This window comes from Nannocystis exedens (genome assembly GCF_002343915.1).
GTDB lineage: Bacteria > Myxococcota_A > Polyangia > Nannocystales > Nannocystaceae > Nannocystis > Nannocystis exedens.
In genome coordinates this window covers 9290037-9310965 of the sequence record NZ_NETK01000001.1, presented here as the reverse complement: position 1 = coordinate 9310965, position 20929 = coordinate 9290037, and the positions used below count along the sequence as shown (strand labels likewise).

18 protein-coding genes are annotated in these 20929 nt (G+C 72.7%); 14 read left to right on the top strand and 4 right to left on the bottom strand.

Translation table 11 applies throughout. The features are described from left to right. The first annotated feature begins 84 nt into the window (after positions 1-84). From NAEX_RS36415 to NAEX_RS36405, 3 genes are all read left to right on the top strand, one after another. Positions 85-933 carry an AAA family ATPase gene (locus tag NAEX_RS36415; protein WP_096332077.1) on the top strand — a complete coding sequence of 283 codons (849 nt, stop codon included), beginning with the start codon at positions 85-87 and terminating at the stop codon, positions 931-933. A 15-nt stretch (positions 934-948) separates the two neighbouring features. Beyond that, positions 949-3006, top strand: coding sequence for a hypothetical protein (locus NAEX_RS36410; RefSeq protein WP_096332076.1), 2058 nt, complete (start codon positions 949-951; stop codon positions 3004-3006). A 163-nt stretch (positions 3007-3169) separates the two neighbouring features. Continuing rightward, entirely contained in the window at positions 3170-3982 is an 813-nt protein-coding gene (locus NAEX_RS36405; RefSeq protein ID WP_096332075.1) for a hypothetical protein, read from the top strand. Positions 3983-4395: 413 nt separating this feature from the next. On the opposite strand, the gene NAEX_RS36400 is transcribed toward NAEX_RS36405, so the two are convergent. Continuing rightward, a complete protein-coding gene (locus tag NAEX_RS36400) occupies positions 4396-5268 on the bottom strand; it encodes a radical SAM protein (protein ID WP_096332074.1) in 873 nt (290 codons plus the stop codon). A 182-nt stretch (positions 5269-5450) separates the two neighbouring features. Between NAEX_RS36400 and NAEX_RS36395 the strand changes: the two genes are divergently transcribed. Genes NAEX_RS36395 through NAEX_RS36385 form a run of 3 tightly spaced genes read left to right on the top strand, consistent with a single transcriptional unit; the run spans position 5451 to position 9422 of the window. After that, a complete protein-coding gene (locus NAEX_RS36395; protein ID WP_096332073.1) occupies positions 5451-6461 on the top strand; it encodes an AAA family ATPase in 1011 nt (336 codons plus the stop codon). A gap of 4 nt (positions 6462-6465) precedes the next feature. Further along, entirely contained in the window at positions 6466-7410 is a 945-nt protein-coding gene (locus tag NAEX_RS36390) for a DUF58 domain-containing protein (protein ID WP_096332072.1), read from the top strand. Next, a complete protein-coding gene (locus tag NAEX_RS36385) occupies positions 7407-9422 on the top strand; it encodes a vWA domain-containing protein (RefSeq protein ID WP_096332071.1) in 2016 nt (671 codons plus the stop codon). The genes NAEX_RS36390 and NAEX_RS36385 overlap by 4 nt, the downstream gene beginning before the upstream one ends. Positions 9423-9543: 121 nt before the next feature. On the opposite strand, the gene NAEX_RS36380 is transcribed toward NAEX_RS36385, so the two are convergent. Beyond that, positions 9544-10662 (bottom strand): SDR family oxidoreductase, encoded by a 1119-nt coding sequence (locus NAEX_RS36380; RefSeq protein ID WP_096332070.1) that lies wholly within the window; start codon positions 10660-10662, stop codon positions 9544-9546. A 232-nt stretch (positions 10663-10894) separates the two neighbouring features. Here NAEX_RS36380 and NAEX_RS36375 point away from each other — a divergent pair, with 232 nt between their 5' ends. The 4 genes from NAEX_RS36375 to NAEX_RS36360 all read left to right on the top strand — a co-directional run bounded on the left by NAEX_RS36375 (position 10895) and on the right by NAEX_RS36360 (position 16289). Beyond that, positions 10895-12376 (top strand): response regulator, encoded by a 1482-nt coding sequence (locus NAEX_RS36375; RefSeq protein ID WP_096332069.1) that lies wholly within the window; start codon positions 10895-10897, stop codon positions 12374-12376. Next, positions 12373-13464 carry an adenylate/guanylate cyclase domain-containing protein gene (locus NAEX_RS36370; protein WP_096332068.1) on the top strand — a complete coding sequence of 364 codons (1092 nt, stop codon included), beginning with the start codon at positions 12373-12375 and terminating at the stop codon, positions 13462-13464. The genes NAEX_RS36375 and NAEX_RS36370 overlap by 4 nt, the downstream gene beginning before the upstream one ends. 192 nt (positions 13465-13656) lie before the next feature. Continuing rightward, the gene (locus NAEX_RS36365) at positions 13657-15123 is read left to right on the top strand and encodes a hypothetical protein (RefSeq protein ID WP_096332067.1); all 1467 of its coding nucleotides are present in this window, start codon (positions 13657-13659) and stop codon (positions 15121-15123) included. Beyond that, positions 15120-16289: an ARPP-2 domain-containing protein gene (locus NAEX_RS36360; RefSeq protein WP_096332066.1), complete on the top strand. Its 1170-nt coding sequence runs from the start codon at positions 15120-15122 to the stop codon at positions 16287-16289. Before NAEX_RS36365 ends, NAEX_RS36360 begins: the two co-directional genes overlap by 4 nt. On the opposite strand, the gene NAEX_RS36355 is transcribed toward NAEX_RS36360, so the two are convergent. Beyond that, entirely contained in the window at positions 16286-16579 is a 294-nt protein-coding gene (locus NAEX_RS36355; RefSeq protein ID WP_096332065.1) for an HU family DNA-binding protein, read from the bottom strand. The two genes, NAEX_RS36360 and NAEX_RS36355, sit on opposite strands and share 4 nt — an antisense overlap. Positions 16580-17216: 637 nt before the next feature. Here NAEX_RS36355 and NAEX_RS36350 point away from each other — a divergent pair. Genes NAEX_RS36350 through NAEX_RS36340 form a run of 3 tightly spaced genes read left to right on the top strand, consistent with a single transcriptional unit; the run spans position 17217 to position 18902 of the window. Then, positions 17217-17474 carry a hypothetical protein gene (locus tag NAEX_RS36350; protein WP_143140743.1) on the top strand — a complete coding sequence of 86 codons (258 nt, stop codon included), beginning with the start codon at positions 17217-17219 and terminating at the stop codon, positions 17472-17474. A 34-nt stretch (positions 17475-17508) separates the two neighbouring features. Continuing rightward, positions 17509-18312, top strand: coding sequence for a hypothetical protein (locus NAEX_RS36345; RefSeq protein ID WP_096332063.1), 804 nt, complete (start codon positions 17509-17511; stop codon positions 18310-18312). Next, positions 18309-18902, top strand: coding sequence for a hypothetical protein (locus tag NAEX_RS36340; RefSeq protein WP_096332062.1), 594 nt, complete (start codon positions 18309-18311; stop codon positions 18900-18902). Before NAEX_RS36345 ends, NAEX_RS36340 begins: the two co-directional genes overlap by 4 nt. 176 nt (positions 18903-19078) lie before the next feature. Here the strand turns inward: NAEX_RS36340 and NAEX_RS36335 are convergent, their stop codons facing one another. Then, positions 19079-19486, bottom strand: coding sequence for a hypothetical protein (locus NAEX_RS36335; RefSeq protein ID WP_096332061.1), 408 nt, complete (start codon positions 19484-19486; stop codon positions 19079-19081). Between the two features lie 91 nt (positions 19487-19577). Here NAEX_RS36335 and NAEX_RS36330 point away from each other — a divergent pair, with 91 nt between their 5' ends. Beyond that, entirely contained in the window at positions 19578-20576 is a 999-nt protein-coding gene (locus NAEX_RS36330) for an FHA domain-containing protein (RefSeq protein ID WP_100793110.1), read from the top strand. The last annotated feature ends 353 nt before the right edge of the window (positions 20577-20929 follow it).

Sequence of the window (20929 nt, the reverse complement as noted above, 5' to 3'; positions counted from 1 at the left end):
AAGTCTCACGCGGGGCGCCGGAGCGCCATAAACTTGCGAGGTCCTCGCGGGGCCGGCCCGACGCCTGATATACCGGCACGCACGATGGAGAGCGTCGTCATCCAGGGCGTCGAACTGCGCCTCACTCCGCCCGACGAGATGCGCTGGCAGTGGGTCGGGCGGCAAGAGTTGAAGCGCCAGCTGCTGGCCGCGTGGGCCGTGTTGGACGAACAAGATCACGCGCTGTCGCCACGTTTAGTCGGCAAGCCCGGCGTTGGCAAGACGACTTTGGCGTCGGCCGCCGCGCGCGCCCTCGACGTCCCGCTCTATGTGTTCCAGGCGACCATGGACACGCGGCCCGAGGACCTGCTCGTCACGCCGGTCATCACCGACGGCCAGAAGCTGCGCTACACCGCCAGCCCGCTGGTCAGCGCGATGATCAAGGGTGGCGTGTGCGTGCTCGACGAGGGCAACCGCATGAGCGAGCGCAGCTGGGCCTCGCTCGCGCCGCTGCTCGATCGCCGGCGCTACGTCGAGTCGGTGGTCGCCGGCGTCAAGATCCACGCGCACCGCAACTTCCGCTTCTGCGCGACGATGAACGACGACGCCAGCACGTTCGACATCCCCGAGTACATCCAGAGCCGGCTGCAGCCGCAGATCGTCATCGACTTCCCCGAGCGCGACGAGGAGACCGCGATCCTGCAGGCCAACCTGCCGTTCGCCAGCCCGCGGATCCTCCACTACCTCGCGGTGTTCCTCCAGCGCGCGCACGAGGACGACCAGCCGTTCACGGTCCGCGACGGCATCAACATCGCCCGCTACGCGCTCAAGCTCGGCGCCAGCGACCGCGGCGGCCTCGACGTGAAGAAGCACGTGCGCCAGGCCACCGCCATGATCCTCGGCGACGACGCGCTCGACTACCTCCCCGGCGAGGTCCCGCTCGAGCAGCCTTGACCTGAACTTTCGGCCATGTTCGACGACGCCGCCGCGACCTACCGCCCGGCCTGGCCGGACCCGCTCAGCCTCTCGCGCGACGAGCTGGCCGAGCTCGACATGATCCTGCCCGGCGTCGTCGTCCTGCCGGTGCTGCACGGCCGGCTCGAGTGCGCGCAGATGGTCCGCCGCGCGATCGAGAAGTTCAGCCCGGCCGCGATCGCCGTCGAGCTGCCGGCCGGGATCGGCGCGCCGCTGGCCCGCGCGATCGCCCGCCTGCCGCTGCTGAGCGCGCTCGAGATCCCGAACGAGGCCCAGCACGGGCGGCCGCAGTACCTGGTGGTCGAGCCGGCCGATCCGCTGATCGAGGCGGTGCGCCGCGCGACCGAGCTCGGGATCCCGTTCCACCTGGTCGACCGCGAGGTCGCCGACTATCCGTCGGCGCGCGATCACCTGCCCGACGTCGCCAGCGCCGAGACCGTCGGCGCCGCCGCCTGGCTGCGCGCCGCCCTCGCCGCCGCGTCGATCAGCCCGCGCGCCGCCGCCGACGACCCGCGCGAGGACTTCATGGCCGGCTCGATCGCCGCCCTCGCGCTGCGCCAAAACCTGCCCGACGCCGCCGTCCTGGTCGTCTGCGGCCTGCATCACGCGCGCGGCCTGGTCGCGCGCCTCGGCCCGCTGCTGGCCGAAGGCGCCTCGCCGCCGGCGCCGCTGCGCCGCCTCACCAGGCGCGAAGGACATGTCCTTTGGCACCTGTCCGAACAGTCCAGCGCCGAGGTGCTCGGCGAGCCGGCCTTCATCCAGGCGGCCTACGAGCGCAGCCGTGGTAGCGCTCCGCCCTCGGCGCTGAGCCCGGCCAGCGCCGGCGCGGTGCTCGACCTGTTCACGCGGGCGCGCCAGGCCCCGATCCAGGACCCGTTCCGCACGCCCTCGCCGCCCGACCCGTTCGACGAGCGGCCGCGGGTCACCGGGCGCACCGGCCTGTTGCTGGCGATCTGCCAGCAGGCGCGCACGCGCTACCGCGAGCGCACCGGCGGCGATCTCCGGCCCGGCGCGATCCTCCGCCTGCTGCGCTACGCCCACGCGTACGCGCTCGAGGAAGGCGCGATCGCGCCCGACCTCTACCAGCTCGTCATCGCCGCGCGCGGCTTCGTCGACGACACCTACGCGCAAGAGGTCTGGGAGGTCGCGACGGCCTATCCATGGCAGGCCGTACGGCCGGAGTTGCCGCCGCTCGACCTCTCGCTGCGCGACCTCCACGACCGCGTGCGGACGATCCACTTCCACCCGAAGCTGATGCAGCGGCGGCGTCGGCTGATGAAGATCGTGCGGCCGCGGGAGAAGGAGCGGCGCAAGGGCGAGTGGGCCGAACGTTTCACCGGCGACAGCATCTGCTCGTACCCGCCGGAGGACCTCGCGCTCGAGCACTACGGCGCGTTACTGCGCAAGCGCACGGAGCGCGTGCTGTCCGACGCGCACACCCAGGTCGCGCCGTTCTCGACCAGCCTGTTCGACGGCGTCGACGTGCGGGAGACCGTGCGGAACTGGCACCAGGGCAAGATCTACGTCCGCATCGAGCAGCTCGTGCGCGGCAAGCCGGGCGCGGTCGTGGTGATCTTCGACGACGAGCCGCTGGTGCCCGAGGACGACGAGGCCGAGCCGAAGTTCGGCTGGCACATGACCTGGCAGGGCGAGCACGAGGACGAGGGCGACATGGCGCTCTACGCCAGCGACCCGTTCGCGCAGCTCGTCGGCCCCGGCATCGGCCGCGCGCTCTACGGCGGGTTTCTCCTCAACCGCCCGCCCGGGCAGATGTTCGGGGTGTGGGAAGACCCGCACTTCGGCGAGGCCCGCACCAAGGCCGAGGTGCTGCTGCGGGCCGCGCTCGACTACTCGGCCGAGCGCCTGGTCGTCTACGTGGCGGCCGCCCCGCCGCGTCCGGCGCTGCGCCAGCTCGCGCAGCGCATGGACAAGAAGATCGTCTACGTCCCGCTGGGGCAGCTGTCCCCGGTCGCCCTCAAGCGCCTCCGGGTGTTTCACGTTTTGAGCGACCGCAACGTGCGGGCGGTCGCGCACCGCTACATCCGCGACTAGGCGCACGCCTGCCCGCCTGCCCGCCTGCCCGCCGCGAGCGCGGACGGATTTGTTGTCACGCGGCCGCGGGCCGGTACCATGCCGCGGGTGGGGCGAGCCGGCCGTGAACACAGGTCGGTCGGCCGGCGTCCCTGGGCCACGCTCGTACCCTGAGAACCTTCCCATGCGCACTCGTCTCCTCGTCAGCACCCTCGCCTTCACCGCCCTCGTCGCAGCGCCCGCCTGTGGGGGCGACGACCCGCCCGGCTCTCTCATCGTCCCGTTCAAGATCGGCGCGAACGTCGACTGCAGCATCCTCGGCGTCACCGACGTCACCGTGGAGCTCTACAAGTACTCCGCCAGCGGCGCCGCCGGCGACGTGATCGACCAGGAGGTCGTCGCCTGCGAGGACGGCCAGGCCCAGTTCATGGGCCTCACCGCCGGTCGCTACAACGTCAGGGTCAGCGGCGTCGACGCCGAGAAGGTCATCGTGACCGACAACTTCGACAACGACCCGGCCGACATCGCCGAGGTCACGTCGGGCGCCGAGAACACCGCCGACGTCGTGACGATGTCGCCGACCCCGGCCAAGATCCTGGTGCGCTGGCTGCTCAACGGCGGCTTCGGCATGTGCAGCGACGTGCCGGTCACCAACTTCCGCGTCTCGACCTACGAGAAGGAAGGCCTGAACGAGCTGCTCACCTACGACTTCGACTGCGATCCCGAGGAGCCGGCGATCATGGGCTACAACGCCATCCTCGACCCCGACCGCCAGATCGCCGGCGACGACCTCGACCGCGTCTACATCGACGCGCTCGACGAGAAGGGCACCAGCCTCGTCACCGCGCCGCTCGAGTTCGTGATGGAGCCGCCGGGTCACGGCCGCACCGTCAAGCTCACCGCGGTCGTCGACTGCACCGGCGACCCCTGCACGATCGGCTGCGCCGACGGCAAGGGCGCCGATCCGATGGAGCCGACGCTCTGCCTGGCCGACTGACGGCTCCGCACGCGCCTGTCCCAACGGTCATCTTCGCTCGCCAGCGCGAGCACGAGCAAGAGCCGCCCGGCGATCGCCGCGGCGGCTCTTGTGCCACCCTCGGGGTCCCCCGCCGCAATCATGACCCCCGAGCACGCGTGGATCGTGGCGAGCTCCGTGGCCGCCGCATCGACCTCGCCGTCTGCCGTCGCCGGCCCGTCGGCGCAGGTCGTCCTCGCCCTCGGGCCGCCGCGGCTCGGTGGCGAGTCCTGAAGAGCATGTCGCAACGGGCATGCTCGAACGAGCTGGTCCGTCACGACATGCCCTTTCGGACATGTTCCTGCGCTGGATCGCCGCGGTCAGCGGAGAGTGAGGCGGAGGCGCGCCTGAGGGGCGTCTCGCCCGCGCTGCGCTCATGCAGCGGGGCGCGCGCGCTACAGCCCGCGGGCCCACTCGGGCCGCAGCGTCACCTCGCCCGCGATCGCGCTGTCGATCGTCGCCAGGATGGCGGCGCGGTCGCGCGGCAGGCGGCCGCCGATGGCCAGGTAGTTCGACGCGTGGTTGGTGCGGAACAGGGCGTCGGTCGGGCGGGCCTCGTCGACGATGGTCCGCAGCTCGCGGAGCATGTCGACCACCGAGGGCAGCGCGAAGCGGCCGCGGGTCTGCAGCGTGTGCAGCGGCGTCTTGGGCACCACCGTGGTCGTCAGCGCCGACGCGAACGCCGGGTCCATCGCCGTGATCAAGCGGGCGGTCGCCGACGCGTGCTCGCGGGCGCGTTCGATCCCGGCGATCCCGAGCAGCACGATCACGCTGAGCTCGATCCCCGCCGCGCGCGCCCGCTCGGCCGCGGCCACGTGCTCGGCGAAGGTCGAGCCCTTGGCGATCCGCTTGAGCGTCGCGTCGTCGCCCGACTCGGGGCCGATGTACAGGCGCGACAGCCCGGCCTCGCGCAGCGCCGCCAGCTCGTCGGGCGTCTTCTTGAGGATGTTGAGCGCGGTCGCGTAGCACGACACCCGGCGCAGGCGCGGGAACCCGGCGCTCGCGGCCTTGAGGATCGCCAGCCAGCGATCGGTCGGCATCCCGAGCGCGTCGCCGTCGCCGACGAACACCTTGTCGACGCGGTTGCGAGCGATCGCCGCGGCGGTGCGCAGGTCCTCGAGGCACGCGTCGGTCTCGCGCTCGCGGTAGACCTTGTCGCTGTACATGTCACAGTAGGTGCAGCGGTTCCACGAGCACCCGATCGTCGCCTGCAGGATGTACGCATCGGCCTCGGACGGCGGGCGGTAGATCTTGCCTTCGTAGCGCATGCAGCGTTTGTCTCTGGGGCGAACGATAGCCACACCGGCGGCGTCGGGTTTCGCGCCGCCGGCACGAGCGTCCTCACGCGCACCTGTCCGCGGCGTCGTGGCGGTGCGGGCGCTTTTGCGCTCCGGCGTGCGACGCGTCGGGCTCCGCGGCCGGCGGCCGTGTATGCTCTCCCGGCCCTCGCATGACGATCGCCGACACGCAAGCGCACCTCGAAGCCCTGCAGCACCACCTGGCCGACCTCCTGCGCGAGGTCCAGACCGTCATCGTCGGCCAGGACGACGTGCTCCGCGGCATCGTCACCTGCCTCCTCGCCGGCGGACACGGCCTGCTCGAGGGCGTCCCGGGGCTGGGCAAGACGCTGATGATCCGGACCCTCGCGGCCGCGGTCGACCTGTCCTTCGCCCGCATCCAGTTCACCCCGGATCTCATGCCGGCCGACATCGTCGGCACCTCGGTGCTGGTCGACCGGCCGGGCGGCGGCCGCGAGCTGGCGTTCCAGCCGGGGCCGATCTTCAACCATATCGTCCTCGCCGACGAGATCAACCGCGCCACGCCCAAGACGCAGTCGGCGCTGCTCGAGGCGATGGCCGAGGGCCAGGTCACCGCGGCCGGCAAGACCCGCGCCCTGCCCGAACCATTCCTCGTCCTCGCCACCCAGAACCCGCTCGAGATGGAGGGCACCTATCCGCTGCCCGAGGCCCAGCTCGACCGCTTCCTCTTCAAGATCGACGTCCCTTTCCCCGGCGAGCGCGAGCTGCTGGCGATCCTCGATCGCACCACCGGCACCAGGAGCGCCGCGGCGCGGCCGGTGCTCGACGCTCCCACCCTGCTCGAGATGCGCCGGTTCGTCCGCGCCGTCCCGGTCGTCCCCAGCGTCGCCGAGTACGTCGTGCGCGTGCTGCGGGCCACCCACCCCGACGACGTCCGCGCCACCGACCTCGTCAAGCGCTACGTCCGCTTCGGCGGCAGCCCGCGCGGCGCCCAGGCCGTGCTCCTGGCCGCGCGCATCCGCTGCGTCATGGACGGCCGCAAGTCGCCGTCGATCGACGACGTGCGGGCCGTCGCGCCCTCGGCCCTGCGCCACCGCGTGATCCTCAACTTCGAGGGCGAGGCCGAGGGCATCGCCATCGACAAGGTCATCGCCCAGGTGCTCACCAGCGTCCCCGCCGACGCCGACCGGTCGCGGAGCTGATCGCTTGGCCTTTTGGAAGCGCAGCGAGAGCCCCCAGCCCGAGCGGCCCGCGCCCGCCGCCGCCGACGATCTGTTCGGCGAGGCCTTCCTGGCCAAGCTCGAGCTGCTGCAGGTGATCGCGCGCCGGCTGTTCCGCGGCAAGCAGCGCGCCGAACGCAAGACGCGCAAGGTCGGCAACGGCCTCGAGTTCGCCGACCACCGCGAGTACAGCCCCGGCGACGACATCCGCAACCTCGACTGGGGCGTGCTGATGCGCCTCGAGCAGACCCTGGTCCGCCTCTACGAGGAGGACGAGGACCTGCCGATCCGGATCGCCGTCGACATCAGCGACTCGATGTCGACCTCGGGCGGCAGCAAGCTGCGCTACGCCCAGCAGGTCGCGGCCGCGCTGGCCTACGTCGGCCTCGCCAACCTCGACCGCGTCGGCCTCACGTGCATGAGCCGCAAGCTGCACACCACCTTGCCGGCGGTGCGCGGCAAGGGCCGGATCTTCCGCGTGTTCGACTTCCTGCGCACCGCCCCGCGCGGCGGCCCGACCGACATGCGGGCCGCGTGCGGGCGGCTCGCCGCCGAGAGCGCCCAGCCCGGCCTCACCGTCGTCCTCAGCGACTTCTACGACCTCCAGGGCGCGTTCGACGGCCTCAACCTGCTGCGCTTCCGCAAGCACGAGCCGGTGGCGATCCAGGTCATCGACCCGCGCGAGGCTCACCCCGAGCTCAGCGGCCTGCGCGGCGACGTCACCCTCGTCGACGTCGAGGGCGGCGACGCCCGCGAGGTCACCCTCAGCCCCGCGGCCCTGCGCGCCTACGCCGACGCCCACGAGAAGTTCTGCCAGGCCCTGGCCGCCAGCTGCCGCAGCCGCGGGATCCCCTACTTCCGCGCCGAGACCAGCGTCCCGTTCGACGAGCTCGTGCTGCGCATGTTCCGGGTCGGAGGCCTGCTCCGATGACCCTGTCCGGATGGACATGGCCCGAAATACTCCCCGTGTTCGCCGCCGGGGCCGCCGCGATCACGGCGCTGTACCTCTTGCGCATGCGCCGGCGCCAGGTCGTGGTCCCGTTCGCCGCGCTGTGGCAGCAGGTCACGCGCGAGAGCGACACGCGGAGGCTGTGGAAGAAGCTGCGGCGGCTGCTCAGCTGGCTGCTGCAGCTCGTCCTGCTCGCGCTGCTGTGCGCCGCGCTCGGCGACCCGCGGCCCGACAGCTGGCTGCGCGACCCGCAGACCGTGGCGATCGTGGTCGACCGCTCGGCCAGCGTCGCCGGCCCGGCCGCCGGTGAACCCGGCCTCACGCGACTCGACGTCCTGCTCCGCCGCGCCCGCGCCGAGCTCGCCGGGCTCGGGCCCACCGATCGCGCGCTCGTCATCGCCGCCGGCGCCGAGGTCGAGGTCCCGGGCCCGCTCGGCCGCGACGCCGCCCCGCTGCTGCGCGCCCTCGACGGCATCGTCCCCGGCCCCGGCGAGGCCGACCTCGGCCGCGCCCTCGCGCTCGCCCGCGCCGCCCTGGCCGGGCAGGCCGGCGGCCGGATCCTCGTCCTCACCGACGGCGCCCTCGACGAGGCCGCCGGCGACGCCCTCGCCACCTGCATCTCGGGACATGTCTCATCCGACAGCCCCGACGCGGCCGCGATCCCGTGCCAGGTCGCGCGCGCCGGCGGGCCGGCCGACAACCTCGCGCTGGTCGCCTTCGCCGCCCGCAGGTACCCCGGCGACCGCGAACGCATCGAGGTCCTGGCCGAGGTCCACAACCTCGGCGACGGCCCGGCCAGCGCCGTGCTCGAGGTCCAGGCCGACGGCCTCGTGGTCGGGCGCCAGGCCGTGCAGCTCGGCCCCGGCGAGCGGCGGCGCGAGGTCCTGCGCGAGCTCGACGCCGCGCGCACCCGCCTCGTCGCCAACCTGTCCCTCGAGCCAGGCGCCGATCCGCAGCAGCTCGGCCCGCCCGACGACGACCGGGCCTACGCCGTGGTCCCCCCGCTGCCGCCGTTCAAGGTCGTGCTCGTCACCGACGGCAGTGACCTGTTCCTCGAGGCGGCCCTGCTCACCTTGCAGGAGCACATCCAGCTCACCGGCGTAGGCCCGGCCGACGCCGCGTCGCACCCGTCGCTGGCCGAGGCCGACCTCGTCATCATCGACGTCGGCGATCGCCCGCTGCCCGACCCGCTCCCCCCCGGGGACCTCGTGATCTTCGACCCCGCGCGGGTCGCCCCCGACGCCGCGCCGATCCGCGGCGCCGGCGAGCTCGTCCGCCCGTTCCTCACCGAGCAGCACCGCGAGCACCCGCTGCTCGACGGCGTCGTCCTCAAGGACGTGAACCTCCGCCGCGGCACGCGGCTCGCCACCGAGCCGGGCGACACCGTGCTGGTGCGCAGCCTCGGCGAGCCGCTGGTGGTCCTGCGCCACGAGCTCGGCGGCGACGGTCGCCGCCCGCGGGCCGTGCTGGCGCTCGGCTTCGATCCGCGCCAGACCGACCTGCCCCTTCGGACAGCCTTCCCGATCCTCGTCGCCAACATCATCGGCTACTTCGAGCAGGCCCGCCCCGGCTTCGTCGCCAGCGTGCCGGTCGGTCCCAGCCGTCCGGTCGCCGCCGCCGAGATCGGCCTCGGCGCGCAGGATCTGACTCAGGTCGAGGTCCGCGGCCCCGAGCCGGCCGACAGCCCATCGACCGTACCCGTCGACGCCACCGGCGTGTTCCGCCTGCGCGCCATGCAGCCCGGCATCTACCGCGTGCGCGCCGTCGACGGCGCGGCCGCCGGGGCCGAGGTGCTGGTGGCGGTCAACCAGGCCAGCGTCGCCGCCTCCGACCTGCACGACCGCCTCGGCGAGCTGCCGCCCGCCGCCCTCGCCGGCGAGGCCGCCGCGCCGGTGCCGGTGCGCGACGAGCCGCTGTGGGCCCTGCTGCTGCTCGCCGCGGCCCTGCTGATCGCCATCGAGTGGGCGACCTACCACCGCCGCGTCACGGTCTGATCCGTCCCAGCAGTCGAACCCGGCGCCGGCGAAGCGCTGGAATGCCTGGCGCTTCTCGGCCGACCCCACGCCGCCGGCCGAGGCCACGAGGTCGACCGCCCCGGCGCACTCGGGCCCGCCCTCACGCCTCCGGGTGCGCGAGCTTCTTGCCGAAGTCGGTGTCGCGGGCGAAGCGGAGCTGGTTGAGGAAGAAGTCCTCGACCCCCGGCGCCGCGATGCCGGTACCCGCCAGCGCCGCCCGCGTGTGCGAGGTGTCGAACCACAGCTGCAGCGACAGGTACGGCGTGTAGACCCGCCCGGTGGTCAAGATCCGGCGCAGCTTGCCGAACGTGAACCGGTCGATGAACGGCCGCGCGCGCACGAACAGGTCCGGCTTCACGAACACCGCCGGCTTGCAGCCGAAGAACCGGCTGGCCGCAGTGCTGAGCTGCTCGAGCGTGGCCGCGTGCTCGCGGCCCGCGCACAGGTGATACGCCTGTCCCGAAGGACCTGTCTGTTTGCGCAGGTGGCAGATCGCCTGGACCACGAAGTCGGAGGGCACCACGTCCATCACCGCGTCGGGGCGGCCGGGCGCCCAGCGGAAGCCGCGCGAGAAGATCTTCAGCGGCCAGTAGAGCACCTTGAAGCTCGACGTCCGGCCGGTGCGCGAGTCGCCGACGATGATGCTCGGGCGATAGATGGTCACCCGCTGCTCGCCGGCGCGCGCGCGCACCAGCTTCTCCGACTCGAGCTTGGTCTGCTCGTAGGTGTTGTGGAACCGCTGGCCGACGTCGAGCTCCGTCTCGAGCGCGGTGCCGCTGCGGTCGCCGGCGACGTAGGCGGTGCCGATGTAGTCGAACGGGCACTCGGCCGCGTTGGCCAGGTCGAGCACGCGCCGCGTGCCCTCGACGTTGATCGCCCGCGCCTGCTCGAGCGGCAGCGAGAAGCTGACGGACGCGGCCCCGTGGATCACCCCCGTCGCGCGACCGGCGAGCCCGGCGTAGGTCGCGTTGTCGAGCCCGAGGTTGTCGCGCTCGAGGTCGGCCCGCACGATCTCGACCCGCCGCTCGGCCGCGGCCAGCGCCTCGCCGGACAGTCGGTCGCGCAGCACCTCGGCCCCGCGCGCCCGCGCCTGCGCCTCGTCGCGACCGCGCACGAGCAGCGCCAGGCGCGTCGTCGGCTCCGCGGCGAGCAGGTGATGCACGAGCTCACGCCCGAGGAAGCCGGTGGCGCCGGTGACGACGAGGACGGGATCCGACATGACGCGCACGATCGCCCTCGACGCCGCGGCGGGTCAAGCGGCGCTCGCGCGCGCGGCCGCCCCGGGCCGCGAGAGCGCCCGCCTCGTGCCGTGTGGCCGCGGTTGGGAAATCGGCGTGTGTGCCGCGGCGCGCCGTGCAGGTCCTCTTCCGCCGGCGCGAACTGGGGTCTACGGCCCTTGAAAGGCCGCCCCGCGCGGGCCGGTTCGGGCATACTCGGACCGCAGGAGATCCGTGAACGACGCCGACGATCCCCTCGCGCTCAACGACGAGATCGCCGCCCTTCGCTACTACGTCGGGGAGTTCACCGAGCGCGAGGAGACCCCCGCCGCGCTCGCGGCCCTCGAGCGGGTCGAGGCGCGGCTCCACGCCGCCTTGCGCACGCGCACCGCGATCCTCTCCGACCTCGGGCACGAGCTGCGCACCCCGCTGAACGCCATCCTCGGCTTCTCGCACCTGCTCCGCGAGGACGTGCTGCTGAGCGCCGAGCAGCGGGCGCACATCGAGGTCATCCACCGCAGCGGCGAGCAGCTGCTCGCGCTGATCGACGAGCTCACCGGCGGCAACGACGAGGGCGCGGGCCAGGTCGGCTTCGACCTGCACTACTTGTTGGATGACCTCGCGGACATGTTGTGCCTGCGAGCCGCCGGCGCCGAGGTCGCCCTGCGCATCGATCGCGCGGCCGACCTGCCGCGGCGCGTCCGCACCGACCAGGTCCGGCTGCGTCACTTGCTCCTGCTCCTGCTCGGCAACGTGCTCGAGGTCCCGCGCCGCGACCTCATCGTCGTCCGCGTGCGCATGGAGCCGGGCTCCGCGCCGGGCGCCGGCGTGCTGCGCTTCGACATCCGCGCCCCCGGCATCGACCTCGCCGACCTGCGCCTGCGCTCGTTCGTCCGCACCGACGCCGGCCTGCACACCGACGAGCCCGGCCGCGGCCCCGAGCTGGCGATCGCCATCGCCAACCAGCTCGGCGGCGAGTACCACGTCGCGCCCGATCAGCTCACCCTCACCCTGCCGGTCGGCCTCGGCCGCGGCGCCGACGACCCGCGGCGGTCCGCGCGCAAGATCCTCGGCCTCGCCGCCGGCCAGGAGCCACGCCGGATCCTCGTCGCCGAGGATCGCTGGCAGAGCCGGCAATTGCTGGTGCAGGCGCTCTCGCGGGTCGGATTCGAGGTCCGCGAGGCCGCCGACGGCCGCGAGGCCGTTCACTTGTGCGAGACTTGGCGTCCCCACCTCGTGTGGATGGACATGCGCATGCCCGGAGTCAGCGGCATCGAGGCCACGCAGCAGATCAAGCAGAGCCCGTGGGGCGCCGAGACGGTGGTCATCGCCCTCACGGCCAGCGCCTTCGAGGCCGACGAGGCGACCGCGCGCGCGGCCGGCTGCGACGACTTCCTGCGCAAGCCGTTGCAGCTGCACCAAGTGTTCGACAAGCTGGCCGAGCGGCTCGGGGTCACCTATCTCTACGACGACGCCCCGCCGCTCGCCCGCGTCGACGCGGCCGCGCTGCACGGGCTGCCGTCGCCGTGGCTGTCGGCGCTCGAGCAGGCGTGCCTGCAGGCCGACGTGTTCACCATCGCGCGCATGATCGACTTCGTCCGCGCCCAGGCGCCGCAGGCCGCCACTGTCCTTTCGGACATGCTCGAACAGTACAACTACGCCGCGATTATCGACCTGACCCGGCACGCGTTACAAGCCGCCGGAGGTGGCCCATGAGCGAGAAGTCCTATCAGCCCGTGCGCGGCGACATCCTGGTCGTCGACGACACCCTCGTCAACCTCCGGATCTTGACCGAGATGCTGGCCGCCCAGGGCTACAAGGTGCGGCCGGTGACCTCGGGCCCGCAGGCGCTGCAGGCCGCGGCCGCGGCCGCGCCGGACCTCGTGCTCCTCGATATCAACATGCCCGGAATGACCGGCTACGAGGTCTGCCAGCAGCTCAAGGCCCAGTCCGACACGCGCGACGTCCCCGTCATCTTCATGAGCGCCCGCGACGAGGTGCTCGACAAGATCCGCGCCTTCGAGGTCGGCGGCGTCGACTACGTCACCAAGCCGTTCCACCTCGAGGAGCTGCTCGCCCGCGTCGCCACTCACGTCTCGCTGCGCGCGCTGCAGCGCCAGCTCGAGGACGCGCGGCTCCTGGCCGAGAGCGCCGCCGCGGCGCTGGCCGACGAGAAGCGCCGCAGCGACGACCTGCTCTACAGCATGCTGCCCCAGAGCGTCGCCAACACCCTCCGCGAGGGCCGCAGCGTCGTCGGCGATCACTACCCGCAGGTCACGGTGCTGTTCTGCGACATCGTCGACTACACGCGGGCGGCCAGCGACCACTCGCCGCTCGAGGTGTTCGAGCTGCTCGGCCGGCTCTACACCCGCTTCGACGCGCTGATCGAGCGCCACCCCGTCTACAAGATCAAGACCGTCGGCGACTGCTACGTCATCGCCGGCGGCGTGCCCGACCCCAACCCGCGCCACGCCGACGCGATCTGCGACGTCGCGCTCGACATGCTCGAGGCCGTCGAGGGCATGGCCCTGCCGACCGGCGCGCCGCTGCAGATCCGGATCGGCGTCAACTCGGGCCCGGTGGTCGCCGGCGTGGTCGGCACCAAGATGCCGCGGTTTTGCCTGTACGGCGACACCGTCAACATCGCCAGCCGGATGGAGACCACGAGCCAGCCGATGCACGTCCAGATCAGCCAGTCGACGCACGCGCTGATCGACCCCAACCGCTACGAGATCGAGGAGCGCGGCGAGGTCGCGCTCAAGGGTCGCGGCAACATGCGCACCTACTTCGTGCGCCGCCGCTAAGGTCGCTCGCCCCCGCGAGCGCCGCCGAGCGCCCGCGAGCCGCCTGCGCGCCCCCGCGACCGCCGTGTCGGCCGCGGCCGCGTGGTAGGCTCGGGGGGCCGCCCGCGGGACTTCCGTTCGACTTCCGAATTCGGCCTCTGGAGCTGCGCTAAGCAGTCGAGCACTCCTTCCCCGGGCGGCTTACCTGTCCCGATGATCATGTCCGCCGAGACCCGCCACGCCGCCGCCGCGCGGGTCACCTGCGAGGACCTGGTGGTGTTCCTCAACGCCTGCTTCTGCTGCACCGGCCAGCGCGAGTTCTACAGCGACGGCCGCGCCCAGACCGTCTCGATCGAGTTCCTGCACGACTACATCCGCGGCAACTACCGCCGGCTCTACGCCCGCACCCTCGCCGCCGGCGTCAACCACTTCAACCGCGCGCGGATCGTCACCGAACTGCTGGCCAGCTCGCGCGACGCGGGCCCCGTCGAGCGGCGCGACGAGGGCCGGCTCGTGGTCGCCGCCCTGCGCTCGCTGCCGGCCCCGCGGGCCTACCGGGCGCTCCTCGCCGTGCGCGCCCGCGGCGTCAACAACCGGCGGCTGCGGGCGATCGTCCGCGACTACCTGTCCTCCCGGCCAGATCTACAATTCGACGCCGTCAAGTACCGGGGCAAGCTGCGCGACCTGATCTTGCACACCCACCTGCGCCTGCCCGGCGAGCTCGGCGGGTTCCTGTTCAAGGGCTGGAAGCAGCGCCGCTATCAGACCCCGCTGCTCGAGACCTTCCGCCAGGCTCACTTCAGCGACGAGGCGATGTACGAGCTGCCGTTCACCGTCGCCGAGGGCATGGCCGCCCGCCGCAACATCGACCGGGCCGTGTTCCTGCGGAAGATCGCCCCGCGCCTGACCACGCTCGAGCGGCTGCGCCTGCAGAACACCGCCGCGCGCGAGGGCGTGGCCGAGCTGGCGATCGACCTCGCCCGCGCCGGCCTCACGCGCGTGGCGATCTACCTCCTCTCGCTGCCGCCGGCCGAGCGGCGCGAGCGGCGGGCCGAGCTGCAGGCCGCCCTCGACGACGCCGCCCGCCGCTGCCTGCGCGAGGCCCCGCTCGCGCTCGGCCGCGTCGCCGCCGTCCTCGACCGCTCCTACTCGACCACCGGCTCGCCGGACAAGCCGCGCCGCTCGCTGGCCGTCGCGCTCGGGGTCGACGCCCTGCTACGGGCCGCGAGCGCCGAGTACATGCCCTTTTGGACACCTACCGCCGATGACCCGCTGCTGGCCGGCCCGCGCGGCCAGACCGACCTCGCCGGCCCCTTGCTCGACGCCCTCGAGACCCGGCCCGACCTGCTCGTCGTCGTCTCCGACGGCTTCGACAACGACCCCACCGGCGGCGCCGGCGAGGTCTGCCGCGTCTTCAAAGCCCGCCTCGATCCCGCGGGTCGCACCACCATCGTCCACGTCAACCCGGTGTTCGAGGCCCCCGAGCTCGGCCCGCGGCGCCTCGGCGCCGCCGTCCCGACCCTCGGCCTGCGCGACGCCGAGGACCTGCCGACCGCGCTGGCGTTCGCCCGCTTCGCCGCCGGCGACCTCTCGCTGGCCGAGCTCGAGGACTACCTGGCCCGCCGCGTCGACGTGTTCCTGCGCCGCGCCGCCGTCGCCCCGCTGGAGGAGGGCGCATGAAGTTCGACGAGACCAGCCAGGGCCTCGGCCTGCGCGGCCTGCAGATCGCCCCGGCCCAGGCGTTCGGGGCGGTCCGCCTCGTTCCCTTGCTCAAAGAACATGTCCGCGAGGACCTGCGCCTTGGGACACTCGAGTTCAAGGGCCGTCGCCCCCACGCCGTCGGCGTGCGCGGCCACGCCGACGCGCCGACGGTCGCCTACTGCTCGTACATCCCCCACGCCTACGTCCTGCGTTGGTCCAGCGACGGCACCGCCGTGGCCGCCCGGGGCGCCGCGCTGACCGACAAGCAGCTCGGCCTGCGCGACCTCGGCGGCGTGCGCGTGCTCCACCGCATGGTCCGCCAGGAAGAGCCGGGCGCGCTGCGGTTCTTGCCGCTGCACCTGTCGCTGGAGGGCTTCCTGTCGCTGCACTTCGGCGGCCCCGACGTCGCCTGGAGCGAGTACAGCCGGCAGGCCCTGAGCCACGGCCTGTCGCCGCGGCGCGAGCGCGCGGCGCTCGGCAGCCACGTCCACGGCCTCGAGGACGCCGTGCGGATGTTCGAGATCCACGAGCGCCAGGTCGGCGCGCTCGTGTTCGTCGCCGACGCGCTGGCGGCGATGGTCGTGTTCCCCCACCCCGACGACTACCGCGCGCTGCACCGCAGCCTCGTGCGCGACTTCTTCGGCGAGCTCGTCTACCAGTACGCGATCCTCTACGACGACGTCCCGGCCCACCGCGTCGCCGTGCGCGAGGCCGAGATCGCCGACCTCGCCGGCCTGCGTGCCGCCGTCGCCCGCGCCCGCGCCGACTGGACCGCCTTCACCGCCGGCATGGCCGCCGGCGTGCTGCGCGAGCCCCTGCGCTGGCAGACGGTCCACCGGACCGGCCCGTTCCGCCTGCGCCGCTTCATGTCGGCGCTGCGGCCCGACGAGGACAACCACCTCGGCGAGGCGATCCTCCGCGACGGCGGCGAGCTCGAGTACTGCAAGACCTTCCGCCTGTCCGCGGCCCAGGTCCGGCGCGCCTTTTTGTTGGAGAAGCTGGCGCAGCACCACTGGGACCTCGCGCGCACCGCCGAGGCCCTCGGCGTCGAGGTCCCGGCGCTGCTGGTCCGCCTGCGCAACGCCGGCTTCGGCTACCTGCTCAAGGAACATGTCCTGAAGAACCTGCCTCCCGGGGCCGTTTAGCCCTCCAGCGCCGCCTTGAGCTCGCGCGCCGGCTTGAACCGGACCGTCTCGCTGCGGGGGATCTCGATCGCCTCCCCGGTCTTCGGGTTGCGCCCGGGCCGCGCCTGCGTCACGTGGACCGAGAACGAACCGAAATTCGGGTGAACATAGCGCCCCTCCCGCCGCAGGCTCTCGGTGACCGCGGCGAACACCGCGTCGACCACCTTGCCCGTCGCCGCCACGGACAGCTCCGGACCGCCGCTCTCCTCGAGCTGGCGGCGGATCGTCTCGATCAATTCCTTGCGCGTCATGACCTGAGGCTAGCAGGCCCGACCTGCGTGAAGGGCGCACTCCCGGCGGTGTGGCCGGCCGCCCACGCACGACCAGCCGCGCGATCTCTCGCGGCCGCGGCGGTGGAATTCGCCGTCGTTGCAGATGCATCGACCGGCCCCCGCCCTCGGGCCCTGCCCGCGAACAACGTCTGTCTGCGCAACCAGGAGCGTGCCCCGGGCCTCGCCCGCCGCTCGCGGCGACGCATGAGGCCGCCCAATCATTGGGTCCTACGGTATTGTTCGCTGCATCCCGGTCTCAGCGAAAATGGCACAACTGCCGTGATTGTATCGGGCCTCACAAATGTTTCTCGGACGGGCCCTGGTCGCCCGCCGGGGGCCCGCGATCGGTGAACGATCCATGCTTGTACAATCATTCTTGACCCGCCACTATACATCTGAGCATGATTGCAACCCGCTACCTCGAGCGTTAGCGTCGAAGTTGCTCTAGGGTCATTGAAGCGTGGACGTTTCAACTCCGGTCGATCCGGACCGGTCGCGCCCACCGTAGCCCATACGGGCCGCTGGCCCATCGGGCCGATACCCTTCATGCCCTCATCAGGCGCTCCTCGGACCAGATACCTCATCGGCCACCATGACCAGTACCGCCAAATTCGCCTTGGGTTTCTCCCTTAGCCTGGCACTCGGCACCGGCGTGTTGTCGCAGCCGGTCGAGCCCTCGGCCGGCTGGTTCGGCAACTGCCTCATCTGCAAGTGGGATCCCTGGGGCGGCCCGGCGTTCTGTGCGACCACCACCAGCAAGGGTTGGTGGGGCTGCTACGCCACCGGTTACAAGTGTCTCAATGGCGGCCAGCCGTGCGGCAAGAAGGCCCCCACGCCGACCGCGACCGGCGACGCCGGGCTGCGGGCCCCCTGATCCCGAACACACAGCACGGAAGCGGCGGTTCGGAATGTTTACAAGGAAGCTGATCGTCACCCTCGCCGGTCTCGTCGCCGTCTGCGCCCTGCTCTCGTATGCGGCGAGCGAGCGCCTCGGCGGCCTCCGCGGCGGGGCGACAGCCTCGGCGGCCGCCCATTCGGCCGGGCCCGGTTACGGCTCCTATCTGCAGATCGCCGGCGTCCGGCCGATGGACTACGACGCCGCCAACGCGGGCGCCCGGCGCGACGGTGACGCCTGGGTCCTCGGCGACGTCGACCTCGAAGCCGTCCGCGCCGCCGCCGCCGCGCCCGAGGACCTCGACCGTCTGGCCGAGGCCGACCCCAAGTGGATCCCCACCCAGACCTGGAAGATGCGCCACGGCGGGGCCAGCCCGTTCGCCGTCGCCAAGGAGCACTGCAGCGCCCGCCACCTCGCGCAGATGGAGGCCATGTGCAAGGCCGACATCAGCGTCGTCGTCGAGCGCCGGAGCGCCGGCGAGGGCCACGTCGTCTACGCCAGGCCCACCCTCGGCGACGAGGCCACCGACGACTGCCACGCCTACGCCGACTGCATCGCCCGCAACGCCTGGCTCGACCGCCCCGCGCCGCTGCCGGACGGGCGCACCCGCTATCACGCGTTCCAGGCCGGCGACATCCGCCTGCCGATGCACGGCACCAGGGACGAGTGGCAGGTCAGCCTGCGCTCCGAGATCGAGCTCGTCACCGCCAACCTCACCGCGCTGCGCCGGCTCGACCTCGCCGACCCGCAGATCCGCCAGAGCCTCGATCTGCAGCAAGATCTGCTCGAGCAGCTCGAGTGGATGGCCGCATTGTGAGCCTGTTGCGCCGCCATCGCCCCCTCTTCGCCGGCCTGGTCGCCGGCCTCCTCGTCGCCGTCGCGGCCGCCTGGCTGCTCGACCCGGGCCGCTGGCTCCGCCCGGGCGTCGGTCGCGTCTACGTCATCGGCACCTGTTCTTACAGCAAGGTCGCGCTCGACATCCTGCGCGCCGACCCCGACGCGCCGTTCATCCCGCTGGTCCTGCCCGCCGACGTCGCGGAGTTCGAGGCCGACGCCTGCGACGTCGCCCGCGCCCGCCTGCAGCGCGCGGGCGCCTTCTGGCTGGCCGTCCTCCCGCGCGCCTACGTGTGCCGCCGCCTGCGCGATTTGGCCGCCGCGCGCTTCGCCGGCGAGACCACCGGCGAAGGTTACCCGGCGTGGGTCAGCGCCGAGGGCGAGTTCGTCGGCCTCGGCGTCGACCCGCGCCAGATCGCCGCGCTCGGCCTGACCCCGCCGCCTCCCGTCGTCCGCTTCTGGGTCGAGGGCGGCTACGACCGCGCCCTCGTCGAATCGCTCGGCTTCGCCGTCCCCGAAGGCTCCGTCCAGGGCCCGCGCGAGCCGACGCCGATGGCCTCCGCGGCGCCCTGACGAGCAGCCCGGGAGGACATGCCCCAGGGACATGTTCATCAGGACATGTTCCATGGCACATGCCCTTGCCGCCATCGCGCCGCTTGCCGGTCCTGCCGAGGCGACATGCCCCGAAGCACATGCGCGTCAGGACATGATTTTGGCATGCCGCGCCTCCGCCGCTCGCCGCCCTCGTCTCACCCGCGCTCGAGCGCGTCGGCGGCCTGCAGCGCGACGAAGCTCCACGCGAACAGCCCGAGCCCCACCAGCACGGCGGTGCGCAGCCCGGTCGCGAGCGCGTAACAGACGTGCAGCCCGGCGCAGGCGGCGAACAGGCGCCAGCGCGCGCGTGAGGGTCGTCGCGTCAGCAGGACGGCCGCGGCCGCCGCCAGCGCCGCGAAGTACCCGATCCACAGCCAGCCCGAGGCCGGCACCGCCGGCAGGGCGCCGGCCTGGAGCCCGGCGGCGATCTGCTCGATCAGGCTGTGTTGTTCGCACTGGTCGAGCACCGGCAGGGCCGCGCAGGCGAGCCCGAACGGGGCTGCGGCGCGACGCACGGCCTCGCGCCGCCAGCGTTCGGCGATGTCGTCCTGCCCCCGGCTCACGACACCACCCTACTGCGCCGCGCCGGCGAACGCACGTGCGGGCGCAAATTCGCCCGCGCCGCCGTCGATCGCCCCGGCTATCATCGTCGGGATGGCCGAGGCTCACGGACACGACGACGACAAGCCGAGTCGCGCGACCCGCATTCTGGCCGCGCCGGTCGAGCCGAGGGCCTCGTTCGCCGCGACCTTCAAGGCGATGTTCCGCGAGCTCCACCCGATCTACGCCGCCTTCGACAAGGACGGCCTGCTCTGCGTCGCCGCCCGCGAGGACGGCAAGATCGCCGCCTACGTCCACCTGCCGATCCTCAGCGAGCAGGGCGCCTTCGGCGTCATCGGTCGCCACGAGTGCTGCGCCCTCACCCTCCACGACGAGGACGTCTCGCTGCGGCACGCGCTCGTGCGGGTCAGCCGGCAGGGCATCGGCGAGGCGCGCGTGCGGCTGATCGACCTCGACTCGTCGAACACCTTCCGCACCGAGGACGGTCAGGTGTGCAAGTCGGTCCTGGCCGAGGGCCCCCTGTTCGTCCACGTGCTCGGCTACCAGCTGTTCCTGTTCCCGACCGGCTCGCTGGCCCCGAGCCGCTGGGAGAGCAGCGCCGACGCCACCTGGCAGTCCTTCCCCGAGCGCGTCTACCTCGACCATCGGATCCCCGAGCGCGTCAATCGCGAGCAGCGGCGCCCGCAGCCCGCCGGTCGAACGCGGCGCCACACGTACATGACGCTGCTCCCGGCCGCCCAGCACCTGCGCGCCAAGCCCGGCGCCGGCGGGAAGATCGTCGGCACCATCCTGCTGTCGGCCGAGAACACCCAGATCGCCCACCGCGTCTCGGCCGAGGACCTCGAGCGCGGCATGCTGATCGGCCGCTACGAGCGCTGCCAGCTCGCCGGCGCCAGCCACAGCCTGTCGCGCGTCCACCTGGTGCTGCTGCTCGACGAGGGCGACATCTGGGCCGTCGACACCGCCAGCCTCAACGGCACGATCGTCGACGGCCAGAAGATCAGCGCGATCGTGCTCGACCGCGAGCTCGAGCTCAAGCTGCCGGCGGGCATGGGCATGCGCTGGGTCCCCGAGCACATCCCGCCGTCCTGAGCGCGAGGTCCGGCGCGCTCGCGCGGGCGCGCCCGGCGTCCTCGCGACGCGCTCGCACGTGTCGTGCCGGCCGAGGATCACGCGCCTTCACGTTCGCGGTCGTCGGCGCCGACCCGCCTCGCTCGCGCTTGCAAGCCGGTCGTGGGCGACGCGCCCATCGCTCGCACGTCCAGCCGCGCGAGCGTGACGCGGCGCGAGCGAACCGCCGTCGGCCTCGCCGCGCCGCCTGTGCGGGCACGCGGCTGCACGCGCCTCGCGGCCTGGTAAGCTTGCCGCGCCCGAGGAGCCCGCGTGACCGCCGAGACCAACCTGTCCTCTTCGCCATCTGGTTTCGCCCCGAACCGGCCGAGCGG

Excerpts from the sequence above, each read along its gene's own strand:
- NAEX_RS36330 (WP_100793110.1), top strand. The coding sequence starts at position 19,578 with ATGGCCGAGGCTCACGGACACGACGACGACAAGCCGAGTCGCGCGACC.
- NAEX_RS36415 (WP_096332077.1), top strand. The coding sequence starts at position 85 with ATGGAGAGCGTCGTCATCCAGGGCGTCGAACTGCGCCTCACTCCGCCC.
- NAEX_RS36360 (WP_096332066.1), top strand. The coding sequence starts at position 15,120 with ATGAAGTTCGACGAGACCAGCCAGGGCCTCGGCCTGCGCGGCCTGCAG.
- NAEX_RS36365 (WP_096332067.1), top strand. The coding sequence starts at position 13,657 with ATGATCATGTCCGCCGAGACCCGCCACGCCGCCGCCGCGCGGGTCACC.
- NAEX_RS36405 (WP_096332075.1), top strand. The coding sequence starts at position 3,170 with ATGCGCACTCGTCTCCTCGTCAGCACCCTCGCCTTCACCGCCCTCGTC.
- NAEX_RS36370 (WP_096332068.1), top strand. The coding sequence starts at position 12,373 with ATGAGCGAGAAGTCCTATCAGCCCGTGCGCGGCGACATCCTGGTCGTC.
- NAEX_RS36410 (WP_096332076.1), top strand. The coding sequence starts at position 949 with ATGTTCGACGACGCCGCCGCGACCTACCGCCCGGCCTGGCCGGACCCG.
- NAEX_RS36345 (WP_096332063.1), top strand. The coding sequence starts at position 17,509 with ATGTTTACAAGGAAGCTGATCGTCACCCTCGCCGGTCTCGTCGCCGTC.
- NAEX_RS36355 (WP_096332065.1), bottom strand. The coding sequence starts at position 16,579 with ATGACGCGCAAGGAATTGATCGAGACGATCCGCCGCCAGCTCGAGGAG.
- NAEX_RS36380 (WP_096332070.1), bottom strand. The coding sequence starts at position 10,662 with ATGTCGGATCCCGTCCTCGTCGTCACCGGCGCCACCGGCTTCCTCGGG.
- NAEX_RS36385 (WP_096332071.1), top strand. The coding sequence starts at position 7,407 with ATGACCCTGTCCGGATGGACATGGCCCGAAATACTCCCCGTGTTCGCC.
- NAEX_RS36400 (WP_096332074.1), bottom strand. The coding sequence starts at position 5,268 with ATGCGCTACGAAGGCAAGATCTACCGCCCGCCGTCCGAGGCCGATGCG.
- NAEX_RS36395 (WP_096332073.1), top strand. The coding sequence starts at position 5,451 with ATGACGATCGCCGACACGCAAGCGCACCTCGAAGCCCTGCAGCACCAC.